Source organism: Nocardia sp. NPDC051463 (genome assembly GCF_040681975.1).
Classification (GTDB): domain Bacteria; phylum Actinomycetota; class Actinomycetes; order Mycobacteriales; family Mycobacteriaceae; genus Nocardia.
Genome location: NZ_JBFBAB010000016.1, coordinates 117041 through 133740, shown reverse-complemented (window position 1 = coordinate 133740; position 16700 = coordinate 117041). Strand labels below are relative to the sequence as shown.

Here is a 16700-nt window from a genome sequence, read left to right as displayed (position 1 = left end):
TCGGCGCGCTCGCACCGCCCACCAGGCATAGAAAAAAGGCGGAGTCTTCGGTGGATGAGGGACACCGAACACTCCGCCTACAGGTGAGAGCTTACCGTCGATCCGGGGCAGGCCCCGGAATCCATAAGTAATTCTCAGCTTCTGTGCGCATTCAATGCGTGGCCGCGGGCACGCGAATGTCCTGATCGACCAGATCGGCGTTTATCGCGATGGCGGCGGCCGATCCCGCGCCCGCGGCGGAGATCACCTGCGCGGCCGGGTCGGCGACATTGCCCGCGGCCCAGACGCCGGGCACGCTGGTCCGGCCCGACTTGTCGGTGTGCACCCAGCCGTTGCCGTCGACAGCACAGCCGAGTGCGAGGGGCACATCCGCATTGGGCACGAAACTCGGCGCCACGAACATCGCCGCTCGCGGCACCGCGCGCCCGTCGACCAGCTCCACACCACGCAGCCGGTCCGCCACGACGAGCCGCGCGACCTGACCGTCCACGACCCGCACGCCACGACCGGCGAGCCGGGCCCGGTCGGCCTCCGACAGCTCCATGGTGTGCGCGAAGAAGATCACATCGGCCGACCATTGGGGCAACAGCAACGCGACATGCACGGCCCTGGCCATCGCAGCGGGCTCCGTTGCGCCGAGGATCCCGAGCGGCTGGTCACGCACCTCGTAGCCGTGGCAGTACGGACAGTGCAGCACGTCGGCACCCCAACGCTCCCGTAGGCCGGGTAGTGCTGGCAGCACGTCGCGCAGGCCCGTTGCCACCAGCACCCTGCGCGCACGAAGTTCTCGTCCACTCGCGAGTCGCACCGTGAAATCGCCGGGTCCGCCGTCCTTTTCGGCGCCGGTGACCATATCGTCGATCAACTCACCGCCGTATCCCGCGACCTCGGCCGAGCCACTGGCGATCAACTCACCGGGGGGCATGCCGTCCCTCGAGAGGAACCCGTGCATGTGCTCGGCCGGTGCGTTGCGCGGCGCACCACCGCGCACCACGGCAACCCGCCGCCGCGCCCTGGTCAGCACCAGGGCAGCCGACAGTCCCGCCGCGCCGCCACCAACGATCACTACGTCATATGTCTCGCTCATCTGCGATCACCTCCGCGGTCACCTTGCCGCCGTCCGCACGATTTCGGCAACGAATATTGCTGTTTCCGGGAATCAGCGGTGCACTGGTGGGATGAAGGTTCAGCCAGGAATCACCCAGGCCATCGCCGATATCGGCCCGCGCCTCAAGGCGTTGCGCACACACCGAAACGTGACGTTGACGGCACTGTCGGAGGCCACCGGGATCTCCAAGAGCACCCTGTCACGCCTGGAGTCCGGCCAGCGCAAGGCCAGCCTGGAGCTGCTGCTGCCGATCGCGCTCGCCCATCAGGTGCCGCTCGACGAGCTCGTCGCCGCACCGAAGATCGCCGACCCGCGCGTGCACTCGCGTCCGCGGAAGGTCAACGGCACCACCATCATGCCGCTCACCCGGCAGCCGGGTCCGCTACAGGCGTTCAAGATGGTCATCCCGGCCGAGCGCACCGAGCCCGATCCCCGTGTCCACGAGGGCTTCGAGTGGCTCTACGTACTGTCGGGCCGATTGCGCCTGGTCCTCGCCGAACACGATGTCGTCCTCGGCCCCGGGGAAGCCGCCGAATTCGACACCAGACAGCCCCACTGGTTCGGCAGTGCCGGGCGCGGGCCGGTGGAGATACTGAGCCTGTTCGGCAGTCAAGGCGAGCGCATGCATTTACGGGCGCGGTCCCGCGGCCGCACGACGACCTAGCATCATCAGGGAATTCTCAGCCGAAATCAGGGTTTTCCCTGTTGCCGAATCGAATTCGGCCCGCGACCCTGGAAAGGGTGAACCCTCCGCTCGACGGGCCGCCCTTCGCCGCTGGGCAATCGAAGCCGCCTCGCACCGAATTCCCTGTCATCGCACCGGATTCTGTCCATGATCTGCGCGGAATGGTCGTCGATGAGCTGCGGTATCCGGCAACGGCCGCGCTGATCGTCGCGGGGGTGCCCGGCGCGGGCAAGAGCACCGCGCTGCGAATGTTCTTCGGTGCGACCGCGGATGCCGACCAGGCGACGAAGGGACCGCAGGGTTCGGTCGTGCTCGATTCGAACCAGACCCGCAACTGGTGGCGGCATCGGGTCGGCCTGCTGCCCTATCCCCTGTGGCGACCGGTGGTACACATCGCGCACTTCGTCCGGATTCGACATGCGCTGCGCGACAACGCAGGACCCGTGATCATCCACGATTGCGCGACCTTCGGATGGACGCGCCGACTGCTGGCGCGGTGGGCCACCGGGTACCACAGGCAAGTGCATGTGATCCTGCTCGATGTGCCCGCCACCGCGGCCCGCGCCGGCCAGTTCGCCCGCGGGCGCCGGATCAACGGGCCCGCGTTCACCCTGCACTGCTATCGATGGCGACGACTGATCCGCGAACTCGGCGCGGGCCACCTGCCACGGCCCACGCCGGCCTCGATGGTGATCATCGACCGGACAAATGTCGACCGGATCAGCCGAGTCGGCTTCGCCGCGTAGGGATCCGACGTCTATCGGCGAACCAGCACGGTGAGCGCACCGGGTACGGCACTGATCGTGACCGGCAGGGTGCCCGCCGGTTCACCGTCGGCGGTGGCGGGGGCGCCCGCGGCGGTCAACGTCACCTGCGCGGTTCGATACTGCTTGGTTGCCGGATGGTCGATCCGCTTGCCCGCCGACAGCGCGGGAAGCATCCGGAGCATGTCCAGTCGCGATACCGCACCGACCACGGTCAGGTCGAGCAGACCGTCGTCCATGATCGCGTCCGGGCAGATCAGCATGCCGCCGCCGTAGGTGCGGGTGTTGCCCACCGCGACCATGACCGCCGCCGTTTCCACGACTGTGTCGGTCGCCGGATTGTCCAGTGCGCCCGGCGCGACCCCGGTCAGCTCGATCCGATAGGGCACGGTGAAGCGACCGGAGATCTCGGCCAGCGCCGCGAACGTGTATCGCAGTGGGCCCTTCGGCCAGCGCATGCCGTTGGCGCGCAAAGTGACTCGGGCATCGAACCCCGTGCCTGCCACCGTGGCGAACCACATCGGCTCCGACCCGGGCGATTCGATCCGACCGAGATCGATGGTGCGAGTGTGGCCGTCGAGAACGAGGTCCGCGGCGGCCACCGGATCGTCGGTGGGGACACCGAGTTCCCTGGCGAGATCGTTGCCGGTGCCCGCGGGGACGAGTCCGAGCGGCACACCGGTCTGCGCCAGTGCTTCGAGGACTACGTTGACCAGACCGTCCCCGCCGATGCACACCACCGCGTCCGGCACCTGATCCACCCGGGAGATCGAATCCCGTACCAGGCGAACAGATTCGGCGGCTGATGGCGCACGCACCTCGGTGACCGCGACACCACGTTCGGTGAATCGGGCCACTGCGGCGGCCGCGACGTCGTGCCCACGGCCGACTCCGGACATGGGGTTGGTCACCACGGTGACCGCGCCGACGATGCGCGTCGAGTCCTCCGTCACGGGACCAGCTTTCCAGGATTGAGGATCCCTGCGGGGTCCAATTCCTGTTTCACCGCGCGCAATACCCGGACACCCAGGTCGCCGACCTCCGCGGACATCCAGGGGCGGTGGTCGGTGCCGACCGCATGATGGTGGGTGATGGTGCCGCCCGCGGCCACGATGGCGTCGCCGACCGCGTGCTTGGCGAGGCCCCACTGTGAGATCGGATCATCCAATTGCTTGGCGATGATCGTGAAGTACAGCGAGGCACCCGTCGGGTAGGTGTGCGAGATATGGCACATCACCAGTGGCGGCGTACCCTGTCCGGCCAGTGAATCCGTCAGTGCCGCAGTGACCTTCGCCTTGAGGTTGTCGAGATTCGACCAGATGGTCGCGGTCTCCAGCGTCTCGCACAGCACCCCGGCATCGAGCAGCGCGTCACGCATGTACGGTGCGGCGAAGCGGCCGTGCTCCCACTCCTCGGCAGGGGTCGCACCCAAGTCGGTACCGCCCGCCGCCGCCAACAACACACTCGCCTCGGCGCTGCGCGCCGCGACGTGGGCTTCGGTGCCTTCGAACGTGGTGATAGCCAGGCAGCCCGACACTGGGGTGCCGCCGACATCACCGGAGCGGGCCAAGTTGACGCCGGTCTCGACCTCGTCGGACAGGCGCAGCACCGTCGGCGCCGCACCCGTCTGCACCACCGAGCGCAGTGCGGCTGCGCCGGTGGCGAAGTCGGGGAACGACCAGGCCCGGTAGGCAGTGGTTTCCGGCACCGGATGCACCCGCAGGGTGACCTCGGTAATCACGCCGAGGGTGCCTTCCGAACCGACGAACAGTTCGCGCAGGTCCGGACCCGCGGCCGAAGCGGGGGCGCGGCCGAGTTCCAGCGTGCCGCTGGGCGTGGCGATCTTCAGGTGCTGGACCATATCGTCGAAGCGGCCGTAGCCCGCGGACGCCTGTCCGGAGGACCGGGTGGCCGCGAAACCGCCGATGCTCGCGAATTCGAAGCTCTGCGGGAAGTGGCCCAGCGAAAGTCCCCGGTCGGCGAGCAATGCCTCGGCGCGCGGGCCGGTGAGACCAGCGCCCAGCGTGGCCGTCGCGCTCACCGGATCGATGCCCGAGACGGTGTCGAGGCGACGCAGGTCCAGCGCGATGACCGCCTCGAAGCGGCCCCGTACCGGGTCGACGCCGCCGACCACGCTGGTGCCGCCACCGAAGGGAACCACCGCGATGGCGTGGTCAGCGCAATAGGCCAATACCGCGAGCACCTGCTCGTGGCCGCCGGGAAACACGACCGCATCCGGTGCTTCCTGCGGCTCGACGGCACGTCGGCGCAGCAGGTCAGGGGTGCTCTTGCCGCCTGCATGCAGCAGCCGATCGTGGTGGTCGACCGACACGTGGTCCACGCCGACCACCTCGGCCAACCCGTCTCGTCCGGCGGGCGTCAGCACCGACGCGCGGAGCGGTACGTCCGCCTCGTCACGGCGTGCCACCGGGTCGCCGGACACCCCGAAAACCTGCGCCAGCAGGCCACGGACCTGCTCCGAAAGCGGCTTGTGTCCAGCTGGAACACCCCAGGCGTCCCACACCATATGCGCTGCCCGCTCCGGCACCCCCGGTTTTGCCGCTCGGGCGTCCGAGCGGGAAGCCGAATCCTCGTCGGCATGCTGTTGCGTCTCGACCATGCGTTACAGTTTGACATATACTGTCAAGCAGTAACGATGCCTGTCCATTTCGACACACCCGGCGGTGACACCCCGAATGCCTGCCCCCGACGAGCCCGACACCACACTGTCGGCGACCGACCTTGCCATTCTCGACGCCGCACGAGACTGCGTCGAGGAATTCGGCGTGCGCCGCACAACCCTCACCGAGGTGGCACGGCGAGCCCGGGTAAGCAGGCCCACCGTCTACCGGCGCTGGCCCGACACCGGAGCCCTGGTGGCCGAACTGCTGGTGCGCGAGCTGCGTGCGATCGTCACCGCGACCATGCCTGCCGTGGGACCCGCGCGCACCCGCCTGGTCCGAGGCATTGTCACCGGCGCTGCGGCGATCCGAGCAAATCCGTTGTTCGGCAAGATCTTCCGCACCGACACCGACTTGATGCTCACCTACGTGTTCGGCCGCCTCGGCCGCAACCAACGCCACCTGATCGACCTGTTCACCACGGGAATCCGCGAGGGCCAGCAAGATTCGACGATCCGCGACGGCGACGCCGAGCAGATGGCGACCATGCTGCTGTTGATCGCCCAGTCCGCGGTGCAGTCGGCGGGCACCGTCGCCGCCCTGCTCGACGGAGCAGCACTCGACGCCGAATTGACGCGCGCTATCGACGGTTACCTTGTTCCACCTGCCGGCTCGGCCGCGGCCGACAGCAGCGATGTCGAATCATCGAACCTCGCGCAGGAGGAGCGGGCATGAGCGAGCGAACATCGGGCCTCACCGGCCCCGCTATCGCCAACTGCAGTCCCCTGACGCCCGACCCGCATCGTCAACGATCGATCACCTCCGCACCTGCGGCAGGTCCGACCTCGAAAAGAGACTGCGATGACCGCTGATTCGGCCTCCATCGACAACTCCGCCCTGAACGCCGCTCGGCGCTCCCGCGAGCTGGCGCAGCTCGGCGATGACACCGAGATCGACGTGCTGGTGATCGGCGGCGGCGTCACCGGCGCGGGCGCCGCACTCGATGCCGCCGCGCGCGGCCTGCGCACAGTGCTGGTCGAACGGCGGGACCTGGCGTTCGGAACCTCGAGGTGGAGCTCGAAACTGGTGCACGGTGGACTGCGCTACCTGGCGAGCGGTCAGGTCGGCATCGCGCACGAGAGCGCCGTCGAGCGCGGCATTCTGATCGGTACCACCGCACCGCATCTGGTGCGTCCGCTGCCGCAGCTCGTACCGCTGCTTCCGGATATCGGCGTTGCGCAGAGCACGCTGATTCGGGCCGGTTTCGTCGCGGGCGATGTACTGCGGCGCACCGCGGGCACCCCGGCCGCGATCCTGCCCCGTTCGCGCCGCGTCACCACCGCGGAGGCGCTGCGGCTGGCGCCGACTGTCCGGCGCGACGGGCTGCGCGGCGGTCTACAGGCCTGGGACGGACAACTCGTCGACGACGCTCGACTGGTGGTCGCGCTCGCCCGTACCGCGGCGGCCAACGGCGCGACGGTGCTCACCCGGGTGGAAGCCGTTGCTGTCGAAGGCGATTCGGCGACCCTGCGCGACACTTTGACCGGCGAGTCGATGACCGTTCGCCCCCGCACCGTCATCAACGCCTCCGGAGTCTGGGCCGATCAGGTGGACCCGAGCATCGAACTACGCCCCAGCCGCGGCACCCACCTGGTGTTCGACGCCGAATCCTTCGGCGGCCTCACCGCCTCGCTGACGGTGCCGATTCCCGGTACCACCAGCCGCTTCGTGTTCGCGTTCCCGGCCGCGCACGGCCGGGTGTATCTCGGCCTCACCGACGAGGACGCCCCAGGCCCGGTTCCTGACGAACCGCAGCCCACCGAGGCCGAGATCGATTTCCTGCTCGACACCATCAACACCGCACTGCGCGAGCCGTTGACCCGCGCGGATATCCGCGGCACCTACGCGGGACTGCGCCCGCTGCTGAAAACCGCGGACAACGCCACCGCCGACATCTCCCGTCAGCACGCGGTCCTGCACTCCCCCACCGGCGTCATCACCATCGTCGGCGGCAAGCTCACCACCTACCGCCAGATGGCCGAGGACGCCGTTGATGCCGCCGTCGCCCATGGCGGCCTCACCGCGGGGCCCTGTCGCACCAAGCGTCTCCCGTTGGTCGGCGCGGTATCCGGAGCCGCACGCGACCATATCGCCGGCCCACCGATCCTCGTCGAACGCTACGGCAGCGAAGCACCCACCGTTCTCGCTGTCGCACAAGACAATTCGGTCGCACTCGAGCAGGTCGCCCCTGGCATCGACGTCACTGCCGCGGAATTCGCTTTCGGCATCACTCACGAAGGCGCACTGGACACCGACGACCTCCTCGACCGGCGCACCCGCATCGGCCTGGTCGCCGCGGACCGGGCCGCCGCCCTGCCCGCGGCGCAAGCCGCCTTCGCCCGGGCAGGCGGCTAGTCGAAGACCCAGCCCGCCAGCTCCGCGCGCATGCAGGCGCGCGGCCACCGATCCAGCCCGTTGGCCGCCTCGGCGGCGCGGATCTCGCGCAATTCCCGCGTCTCTTCCGCGGTGCTGAGGTAGCGAAAACCGAGCCGCTCGTAGTACGGGCCGTTCCAGGCGACGTCGGTGAAGGTGGTCAGTGTCATGGCGGGCAGCCCTTGCGCTTTCGCCCACCGGACCGCGTGGTCGATGAGTCGCTTGCCGATTCGGTTGCCGGCATACCCGGGATCCACCGACACCTGATCGACATGTGCGTCGCCGTCGACGATGCCGAGAATCAGGTAACCGATCGGGCGGTCGAGGTCATCGGCGCACACCCACGCGCGCCCCGCTTGCCGGAACTCGCGCAGGGTGTCCAATGGCGGCGGATCGTCGTCGGCGACGGCCGTCATGCCGATGTCCGCGAACGGCTTTCCCGCCGCGCGCTCGATGTCCTGCAGGACCGGCAGGTCGTTCTCGGTCGCCGGTCGAATCGCTTGCATTGCCGCTCCTCGCGCGGGGCTCACTCGGCCGGGGTGGCCAAGATGCCGTTGATCAGCACCCGCAGCGCCCATACTTCACGGTCGTCGCCGTTGCCGCTCATCATTTCTTCGCGCAGGCCGACAAGCATCGGATACCGGTCGGCAGGCAGTTCCGCGAAATGCCGCTGGACCTCGGCGACGTAGTCGCTTTCTTCGCGCCCTCCGACGTTGTAGGCGCTCTGCTCCGCGGCCTGCGCGGTGATATGCAGGTAGAGCAGGTCGACGGCCCAGGAATTGGTCCTCTTGTCCAGGCCGCCCTCGTCGAGCAGCGTCAGCATCCGTTCGATGAGCAGCAGCGCGTTGGGACTGGCGGGAATCGAGCCGAGCGCGACGAGCGCCAGACCTTCGTGCCTGCTCATGGCCGCCACGGTCGACGCGACAAGCTCGCCGAGCCGTGCGCGCCAGGTGCCATCGGCCGGCTCGGGCACCGTGCCGAGCACATGGTCGAGCATCGCGGCCATCAGATCGTCCCGGTTGGCGACATAGACATACAGCGACGCCGCACCCGTATCCAGGTCCTGAGCGACGCGACGCATGGTGAGGGCGGATAAGCCGTCGTTGTCGAGGATGCGCAGACCGGTTTCGACGATGGCATCGCGACTGAGTGGCGCCTTTGCGGGACGGGCCCGGCGGCTGACGGGTGCGGAGCTCATGACGACGAGCATACGCTCCCCAACGAACACCGTTTGACACGAACAGTGTTCGTCTTCTAGATTCGAATCGATCGAACATCGTTCGTAACGATCAATGTTCGCCCAATTTCTTCCTTGAAGGGGAAACCCGATGTCCACCATCACGCATCCGGAAACGGCGGCAAACACCCAGGTCAGAGCCCGCATGTGGGCGATATTGGCCGTCATCCTCGCGGCTGACATCCTCGATCTGCTCGACTCCACGATCACCAACATCGCCGCGCCGACCATCGCGAACGACCTCGGCGGCGGCCAGTCACTGATCCAGTGGCTAGGCGCGAGCTATGCCCTCGCACTCGGCGTCCTGCTCGTCGTCGGCGGCAGACTCGGCGATCGCTTCGGCACCCGTCGTCTGTTCCTGATCGGCATCGCCGGCTTCACCGTGGCTTCGGTCGCCTGCGGCCTCGCCATCGACCCGACCTCGATCGTCGCAGCACGACTTGTCCAGGGCGCGTTCGGCGCACTCCTCATCCCACAGGGTTTCGGCATCCTCACCCAGGTCTTCCCGCGCGAACAGCTCGGCAAAGCCTTCGGCGTGTTCGGCCCGGCCCTCGGCCTTTCCGCGGTCGGTGGCCCGATCCTCGCGGGCTGCCTGATCGACGCCGACCTGTTGGGCCTCGGCTGGCGGGCCATGTTCCTGATCAATATCGTGCTCGGCTCGCTCGCCTTCGCCGCCGCATACCGCCTGCTGCCCGCCGACGACGGCGATCGCACCGTCACCATCGATGCGCTCGGCTCCGCCCTGCTCGGCGCGGCCATGTTCGGTTCACTGTTCGGCCTCATCGAGGGTTCGACCAACGGCTGGACCGCCGCACCCTGCGGCTATCTCGCCGCAGCCGCGGTGGCCTTCGCACTCTTCGCCCGCCGCCAGCTCACCGCAGCGAATCCACTCATCGAGCCGTCGCTGTTCGCCAACCGCGGTTTCACCTCTGGCCTGCTGCTCGGCCTGGTGTTCTTCGCCGCGGTGTCCGGTCTGCTCTACGTGCTCTCGCTGTTCATGCAGACCGGCCTCGGCTACACCCCGACCGGCGCCGCACTCGGCCTCGCCCCCCTGGCCGCCGGCATCATCGTGGCCTCGGTCGCCGCACACCAACTGCTTGCGAAACTCGGCCGCACTCTCATCCGGATCGGGCTGCTGATCACGCTGGCGGGCACCGGTCTGCTGCTCGGCCTCGTGCTGACCGTAGGAACCGGTATCACCGCATGGGTTCTCGCTGTACCCGTCTTCATTCTCGGTGTCGGCATGGGCACCTGCTTCGGCACCATTTTCCAGATCACCATCGGTGATATCGACCCCGCGGAGACCGGTAGCGGCAGCGGTTGTCTCTCAGCCGTGCAGCAACTGGCCAACGCCATCGGTGCGGCCGCCGTGACCACCGTCTATTTCCACACCGTCGGTTCCGGGCAGGCCCACGCATTGACCGTCAGCCTCCTCGTCGTCGCCGCGATCACGCTGATCAGCTGCGGCCTTGTCCGGCTGCTTCCGCGGCGAGCGCCGGCAGCAGGCCACTGATCGGCACACCGATCGAACACCATCAATCGCACGACCCCATGGAGTTGTCATGATCCTCATCACCGGAGGCCGCGGCGCGGTCGCCACCAACCTGCTGACCCTGCTGCGCGCCGACGGCCACGCCGTCCGGGTCGGCTCCGGCCGACCCGACCAGCTCGAACTCCCCCACGGGGTGTCCGCGGTCGCGTGCGACCTGCGGGACCCGACCACTTTCCCCGCCGCGCTTGCCGGCATCACCTCGGTATTCCTCTACGCCGAGCCCGCGCACATCGCCGAATTCGTCACCACCGCAACCGAAGCCGGAGTCCAGCACATCGTGCTGCTGTCCTCGTCCTCGGTGCTCGACCCCGACGCCGCCACCAATCCGGTCGCGAAGTCGCACCTCGATGCCGAACTCGGACTCGCGGATGCGCCGATGGCCGTCACTGTGCTGCGACCAGGCGCTTTCGCAGGCAATGCCCGTGGCTGGTCGTTCTCGATCAAGGCCGACCGCCCGGTCAGCCTGCCCTACCCCAACGCCTACGCCGACCCGATCCACGAACTCGACATCGCCGAGGCCGTGTACGCCCTGCTCACCCAGCCCGAACACCGTGGCGAGGTCTACCGGCTCACCGGCCCGCAAACCCTCACCTTCACCGCACAACTCGACCTGATCGCCGAGCTCACCGGTCGCAGCGTCACCGTCGACCACGTCACCCCCGACGCCTGGCGGCAGGAGATGGCCGAGTACATCCCCGCCCACTATGCCGACGGCCTGCTCGACTACTGGCGGCGCTGTGACGGGGTGCCCACCGTGATCACCGACACGGTCGCCATCCTCACCGGCCACCCGGCCCGCACTTTCGCCGACTGGATTCGTGACAACGCCGCGGTATTCGCCGCCTGAACTGCGAACGCCCGCAAGACGACCGACAGCGCCACCTCGCGCACCATCGACAACAGGGCGGGCATGGACACCCCCGTGCCCGCCCTGCGGTTGTTCGCCGCGCCCGTTCCGGGTGTACTGCACGCTCTATGCTGGGGGCCGTAGTGCGCCGGGAAGGAGGGCACGGGTGCCGAAGGACCCGTCCACCGTTGGAATCGCGCCGGGCGATGGTTTGATCGCACGCTTCGGTGCGGTCGTGGTGTACCTGCCAGGCGAAACGTCTTCCACCGACCGCATACTCGGCGCGATCGAAGCCGTCGCCGATGGCGAGCATCCCGGCGCGGCGATCGTGCAACGCCTGGCCGCGGTGGTGTTCGGCGGCGGGTCGGAGCCACCACCGTTCGGCGTGGTCGCGCCGACCGGCGATGGCACGGTCATCCTGTTGCGCGGGCCGGTGAGCGCCGAGATCCAGGGCGCGGAGGGGACCAGGCGACTGGCCGGCGCGCGTGCGTTCACCTGGGTGGACGAGATCGTGCGCGAGCCGGTGCGGCAGATTTCGGTCGGCGCCGACACCGCGCTTCCCTTGGCCACGCACCCGCGCAGCAATTTGCGCGACGGCGTGGTTCCCGGAGGTGGTTTCGTGTTTCGCGTCGCGGTGCGGAAAACCGGGAAGTCCGCGCGCCCGGCGCCCGCCGCGCCGCCGTCCGTCGCCGGGAACGAGCCGCCACCGACGGCCCCGGCCGGTATGGTCGCACTGTCGGAATCCGATACTCAGTCCAGCGACGAAGCCCGGGCACCTGCGGAGATCGGTACCCGGGTGGGGCCACCGGCCTGGTCGGAGATATCGGAGGCGACCCGACCGACCACATCGTCGCGACCGCAGCCTGTGGCACTGGACAAGGTTCCGGCCCATGGTGGCGCGCGCCCGCGGCGCGTACATCCCGCCGGCAGCGGATCGGCAGCCTCGACACTCGGTCCGGCCACCGGCACACTCGTCTTCGAGGACGGCGCCGCCTACCCGCTCGACCGCCCGTACGTCATCGGCCGCAGCCCCATGTCCGACGATTCGGTGCGCACCGCTGCCGCCTCACCCATCGCTGTCCCGCGCGATCGGCACGTCTCACGGGTGCACGCCTATGTCTCGCTCGAACACGGCAAGGTCTATGTGCGCGACGCATCCACTCCCGCGGGAACGTTCATCGCGGCGCCCGGCGCCGAGCAGTGGACCCGCGTCGGCACCGCCCCCATCGAACTCCCGCCCGGCTGGAGTGTCCGCATCGGTGAGCGAATCGCCACCCATCGCATCGAAGATCGGCGCAAGGACGCCACCGAGATCTCCGGTGAACGCCGCCGCCCCTGAACGCTCACGGTTTGTCGTGACCGCCGCCGGAGGCCAGTGCGGACCAGTCGTCCGCGCGTGGGTCGTTCAGTGCCGCGCTGGGAATCTCGACCCGGTGGTGCACCGCATGCTTGGGCCACGGCCAGGGCGGCGGGATGATGGCCGAGCACGGCCGCACCGACTGCCCCGCCTGTGACAACACCGACCTCGAGACGAACACCAGCGCGAAGCGATCGATGACAATGACGTGATCAGTGCCGTCGGCAGCCACCGCTCCGAAACTATGCCAGCCCACAGCCTTTGAGGATCAACGCCGGCGTTCGGAGATCACCGCCCCGGCGCGCCGAGGAATCCGAGTTCAAGCCAAGGAGTCCGCCAGTTCCGCGTGCAGGTCGAACAAGGCGGGGATCTGGTCTGCCGAGCGGCGGCCCATGCCGCACTCGGTGGCGATGCCGAACTCGGTGACCGTGCCGCGGGCGGCTTCGATGCGCTGGAGTGCGCCCTGCCTGCCGTCGGTGGCGTGGACCAGGCCCAGGTGCAGGTCTGTCTCAGGTGGAAGGGCGAGGTCGGCAAGGGGCTTGAAGTAGTCCGCATCGGTGCGCGAGCGCGGGACCGGCAGGTGGAACCAGTTGACCGGCCGGTCCAGTCCGGCAAGAACGCGACCGGCGACGGCGGCGAGTCGGCCGGTATCGGCGGGTTCGACGAAGTGACGGTGCCCGAAATCTCCATAGCAGAGGTGGTAGCCGACCTCCACCGGTTCGGGCACGGCGGCGCCCAGCCGGACGAGCCGCTGCCCCACTTCCTTGAGCTGCGTCGGATAGTCGACCCCGAACCAGGAGGGAAAGACGCCCTCGAAGATGGCGAACTCGACCGCGGCATCCCATTGCACCGCAAGATCTTCCGCCGGTATCACCGCACAGATAGCGGCGAGTTCGTCGAGCAGACGCGCCTCGTATCGGCGCTCCAACTCCCCCTGTGGTCCCGCGACGAATGCCCCGATCACCGCGATGGGCGTCGGCAAGCTGACCTGGAACCGGATCCTCGCCGGAATCGTGCCATCCTCGCGCAGTTGCCGGAACACCTGCCAGGACTCGAGAGCGGCCTGCGCGTAACCCAGAGCACCGAAGTCGATCGACGCTGCGTCCACGCCCGGCTTGGGCTGCACGCGTTCGCTGGGCCCGTACTCCGGGCTGGGCGGCGGAACGGTCTCCAGGTCCGGATGCGCCTGCATCTTGGGCAGTTGCCACACCACCCAGTTGTCCCGCACTCCGGTCTCGCCATCCGGAATTCGCGTCAAGTGAGTTCCGATTCGTCGTGCCGCCTCCGAGAAGACAGTCCGCGCATCCGCCAGAGGAACACTGCCGCACAGATGAACTCCGCGACTCTTACCCACCGCAATCTCCTAGACGTCCCTACCGCTGTTCCAGCCGACCTGGTTGAAACCAGGCAGTTGCCAAGCATCTCGCCGAGAGTCGGATCTGGATTCGGCAATCGATCAGTTCGCGCTACGCGGGCAGCGTAGGCACGGGCTACTGGCCAGGATCCCCATGCTTGGGAAATACCTAGCGACCGAGTCGCCCCGCACGCCGCAGTCCACACCATCCCGCGTACCGCGCTCGAGCCTTGCCGCGCGCAGCGGTCGCACCTCCCGGTGTACCGCGGTCGGGTCATCTCCGTGCCGCAGCCGGGTCGTGGTCGCGGCCTCGAAGTCGGCCCTGTCGCGTGCTGCGGTTGCGCTGCGGACCTCCGGCGGGTACGCACGACCGGACAGGGTTATCTCGTCCGCGCCGAGACAGCCTCCCTGCGGAGAGGACAATGACGACCATGCACCGTAATGGGCCGACACGCGACATCGACGAGACCGCGCTGAGCGTGTCCGAACCGAAGAAGCAGGCGGCCGGTGTCACGGCCGTCGCCGTCGCGCTCAAACGCGCGGTCGAGGAGATGGGCGTGGTCCGCACCGCCCGCACGCTGGCCAGGGTCAACCAGGTGCACGGTTTCGACTGCCCAGGTTGTGCCTGGCCCGAGCCGAGTGGTCATCGTCGTCCTGCCGAGTTCTGCGAGAACGGCGCCAAGGCGGTCGCCGAGGAGGCGACGCTGCGCACCGTCACCCCCGAATTCTTCGCCGCGCACTCCGTCGAGGAGCTCGCCGACAAGTCCGGCTACTGGCTCGGCCAGCAGGGCAGGCTCACCCATCCGATGGTGCTGCGCCCCGGCGCCACCCACTACGCGCCCATCGAATGGGCCGATGCCTACCAGCTGATCGCGCAGCAGCTGCGTGCCTTGGCGACGCCGGACGAGGCGCTCTTCTACACCTCGGGGCGCACTGCCAATGAGACCGCGTTCCTCTATCAGCTGCTGGTGCGCAGCTACGGCACCAACAATCTGCCGGACTGCTCGAACATGTGCCACGAATCCTCCGGCACCGCACTGACTGGTTCCATCGGTATCGGCAAGGGCTCGGTCTCGATCGACGACTTCGATGCCGCCGACCTCATCATCGTCGCAGGCCAGAACCCGGGCACCAATCATCCGCGCATGCTGAGCGCGCTGGCGGGCGCGAAGGCAAAGGGCGCCAGGGTCATCGCCGTCAATCCGCTGCCCGAGACCGGGTTGCTCGGCTTCCGCGATCCGCAGACCGTCAGGGGCTTCACCAACGGCGTGTCCATCGCCGACGACTTCCTCCAGATCCGCCTCGGCGGTGACCTGGCGCTGTTCCAGGGGCTCAGCCGCCTGTTGTTCGAGGCCGAGGACGCCGCGCCGGGAACGGTGGTGGACCGCGAATTCGTCGACGCGCATTGCGCAGGCTTCGCGGAATACGAAAAGAATGTCCGGACCGTCGATATCGACACCGTCCGAGCGGCGACCGGGCTGACCGAGGACGAGCTCCACCGCACTGCCCGGCTGCTGGCCGAATCGAAGAACATCATCATCTGCTGGGCGATGGGCCTCACCCAGCAGAAGCACGGCGTCGCCACCATCGAGGAGGCGACCAATCTGCTGTTGCTGCGCGGCATGATCGGTAAGCCGGGAGCCGGTGTATGCCCGGTACGCGGTCACTCGAACGTGCAGGGCGATCGCACCATGGGCATCTGGGAGAAAATGCCAGACTCCTTCCTCGACGCGCTCGATCACGAGTTCGGCATCACCAGCCCACGCAAGCACGGCCTCGACACCGTCGACGCCATCCGCGCCATGCGCGAGGGCACAGCGAAGGTGTTCCTCGGAATGGGCGGCAACTTCGTCTCCGCGACGCCCGATACCGAGGTCACCGAGGCGGCGCTACGCGACTGCGCGCTCACCGTGCAGATCTCCACCAAACTCAACCGCAGCCACGTTGTGCACGGGCGGACCGCGCTGATCCTGCCCACCCTCGGCCGCACCGACGAAGACCTGCAGGACGGCGTGAAACAGCAAGTGTCGGTGGAGGATTCGATGTCGATGGTGCATCTGTCCACCGGCCGACTGAAGCCGGTGAGCGACCAGCTGCGCAGCGAGGTCGCCATCGTCTGCGAACTCGCGCAGGCCCTGTTCGGCGCCGATCACCCGGTGCCGTGGGCGCAGTACCAGCGCGACTACGACAAGATCCGCAACGCGATCGCGCGCGTGGTGCCCGGCTGCGCCGACTACAACACCAGGGTCCGGCAGCGCAACGGCTTCGTACTGCCCCATCCGCCGCGTGACTCCCGCGAATTCCGCACCACCACAGGTAAAGCCAACTTCGCGGTGAACGATCTCACCTGGACTCCGGTTCCCGACGGCAAGCTGATCTTGCAGACGCTGCGCAGCCACGACCAGTACAACACCACCATCTACGGCTTGGACGACCGATACCGCGGCGTGCACGGCGGCCGCAAGGTGATCCTGGTGAACGCCGAGGACATCAGCGAATTGGGCTTCGCGGAAGGTGAATTGGTGGATCTGATCTCGGAGTGGACCGATGGCACCGAACGCAAGGTGACCGGCTTCCGCCTCATCGGTTACTCGACCCCGCGCGGTAACGCCGCCGCCTACTATCCGGAGACCAATCCGTTGGTTCCGTTGGATCATGTTGCGGCACGGTCGAATACCCCGGTGTCCAAAGCGGTGACCATCCGGCTCGAGCGGCATACGCATATCGGGCAGCCGTCGTGAT

Annotated in this window: 15 protein-coding genes; 8 read left to right on the top strand and 7 right to left on the bottom strand. The window is 68.1% G+C overall.

What is annotated here, in order from left to right:
- Positions 1–151 precede the first annotated feature (151 nt).
- Positions 152–1087 (bottom strand): NAD(P)/FAD-dependent oxidoreductase, encoded by a 936-nt coding sequence (locus AB0M74_RS21480; RefSeq protein WP_366528034.1) that lies wholly within the window; start codon positions 1085–1087, stop codon positions 152–154.
- 91 nt (positions 1088–1178) lie between these two features.
- On the opposite strand from AB0M74_RS21480, the gene AB0M74_RS21475 reads away from it, so the two are divergent.
- Together AB0M74_RS21475 and AB0M74_RS21470 are read left to right on the top strand one after the other, a co-directional pair.
- Positions 1179–1772, top strand: a complete 594-nt coding sequence (locus tag AB0M74_RS21475) for an XRE family transcriptional regulator (RefSeq protein WP_366528033.1) — start codon at positions 1179–1181, stop codon at positions 1770–1772.
- A gap of 77 nt (positions 1773–1849) precedes the next feature.
- The gene (locus AB0M74_RS21470) at positions 1850–2539 is read left to right on the top strand and encodes an AAA family ATPase (protein ID WP_366528032.1); all 690 of its coding nucleotides are present in this window, start codon (positions 1850–1852) and stop codon (positions 2537–2539) included.
- 11 nt (positions 2540–2550) lie between these two features.
- On the opposite strand, the gene AB0M74_RS21465 is transcribed toward AB0M74_RS21470, so the two are convergent.
- Both AB0M74_RS21465 and AB0M74_RS21460 read right to left on the bottom strand, forming a co-directional pair.
- On the bottom strand, positions 2551–3510 hold the full coding sequence (locus tag AB0M74_RS21465; protein ID WP_366528031.1) for a diacylglycerol kinase: 960 nt from the start codon (positions 3508–3510) through the stop codon (positions 2551–2553).
- On the bottom strand, positions 3507–5084 hold the full coding sequence (locus AB0M74_RS21460) for an FAD-binding oxidoreductase (RefSeq protein ID WP_366528062.1): 1578 nt from the start codon (positions 5082–5084) through the stop codon (positions 3507–3509). The genes AB0M74_RS21465 and AB0M74_RS21460 overlap by 4 nt, the downstream gene beginning before the upstream one ends.
- 169 nt (positions 5085–5253) lie before the next feature.
- Here AB0M74_RS21460 and AB0M74_RS21455 point away from each other — a divergent pair, with 169 nt between their 5' ends.
- Together AB0M74_RS21455 and AB0M74_RS21450 are read left to right on the top strand one after the other, a co-directional pair.
- Positions 5254–5913 carry a helix-turn-helix domain-containing protein gene (locus AB0M74_RS21455; protein WP_366528061.1) on the top strand — a complete coding sequence of 220 codons (660 nt, stop codon included), beginning with the start codon at positions 5254–5256 and terminating at the stop codon, positions 5911–5913.
- Between the two features lie 126 nt (positions 5914–6039).
- Positions 6040–7593 (top strand): glycerol-3-phosphate dehydrogenase/oxidase, encoded by a 1554-nt coding sequence (locus AB0M74_RS21450; protein ID WP_366528030.1) that lies wholly within the window; start codon positions 6040–6042, stop codon positions 7591–7593.
- Here AB0M74_RS21450 and AB0M74_RS21445 read toward each other — a convergent pair.
- The gene (locus AB0M74_RS21445) at positions 7590–8117 is read right to left on the bottom strand and encodes a GNAT family N-acetyltransferase (RefSeq protein WP_366528029.1); all 528 of its coding nucleotides are present in this window, start codon (positions 8115–8117) and stop codon (positions 7590–7592) included. The genes AB0M74_RS21450 and AB0M74_RS21445 overlap by 4 nt on opposite strands.
- 20 nt (positions 8118–8137) lie before the next feature.
- Positions 8138–8809: a TetR/AcrR family transcriptional regulator gene (locus AB0M74_RS21440; protein WP_366528028.1), complete on the bottom strand. Its 672-nt coding sequence runs from the start codon at positions 8807–8809 to the stop codon at positions 8138–8140.
- A gap of 130 nt (positions 8810–8939) precedes the next feature.
- On the opposite strand from AB0M74_RS21440, the gene AB0M74_RS21435 reads away from it, so the two are divergent.
- The 3 genes from AB0M74_RS21435 (at position 8940) to AB0M74_RS21425 (ending at position 12586) form a co-directional block, all read left to right on the top strand.
- Positions 8940–10361: a DHA2 family efflux MFS transporter permease subunit gene (locus AB0M74_RS21435; protein WP_366528027.1), complete on the top strand. Its 1422-nt coding sequence runs from the start codon at positions 8940–8942 to the stop codon at positions 10359–10361.
- Between the two features lie 49 nt (positions 10362–10410).
- A complete protein-coding gene (locus AB0M74_RS21430; RefSeq protein WP_366528026.1) occupies positions 10411–11247 on the top strand; it encodes an NAD(P)H-binding protein in 837 nt (278 codons plus the stop codon).
- 166 nt (positions 11248–11413) lie between these two features.
- Positions 11414–12586, top strand: coding sequence for an FHA domain-containing protein (locus AB0M74_RS21425; RefSeq protein WP_366528025.1), 1173 nt, complete (start codon positions 11414–11416; stop codon positions 12584–12586).
- A 4-nt stretch (positions 12587–12590) separates the two neighbouring features.
- On the opposite strand, the gene AB0M74_RS21420 is transcribed toward AB0M74_RS21425, so the two are convergent.
- Positions 12591–12836, bottom strand: coding sequence for a hypothetical protein (locus tag AB0M74_RS21420; protein WP_366528024.1), 246 nt, complete (start codon positions 12834–12836; stop codon positions 12591–12593).
- Between the two features lie 87 nt (positions 12837–12923).
- Positions 12924–13862 carry a hypothetical protein gene (locus tag AB0M74_RS21415; RefSeq protein ID WP_366528023.1) on the bottom strand — a complete coding sequence of 313 codons (939 nt, stop codon included), beginning with the start codon at positions 13860–13862 and terminating at the stop codon, positions 12924–12926.
- 527 nt (positions 13863–14389) lie between these two features.
- Between AB0M74_RS21415 and AB0M74_RS21410 the strand changes: the two genes are divergently transcribed.
- Complete coding sequence (locus AB0M74_RS21410) at positions 14390–16699, top strand: FdhF/YdeP family oxidoreductase (RefSeq protein ID WP_366528060.1); 2310 nt, start codon at positions 14390–14392, stop codon at positions 16697–16699.
- The last annotated feature ends 1 nt before the right edge of the window (position 16700 follow it).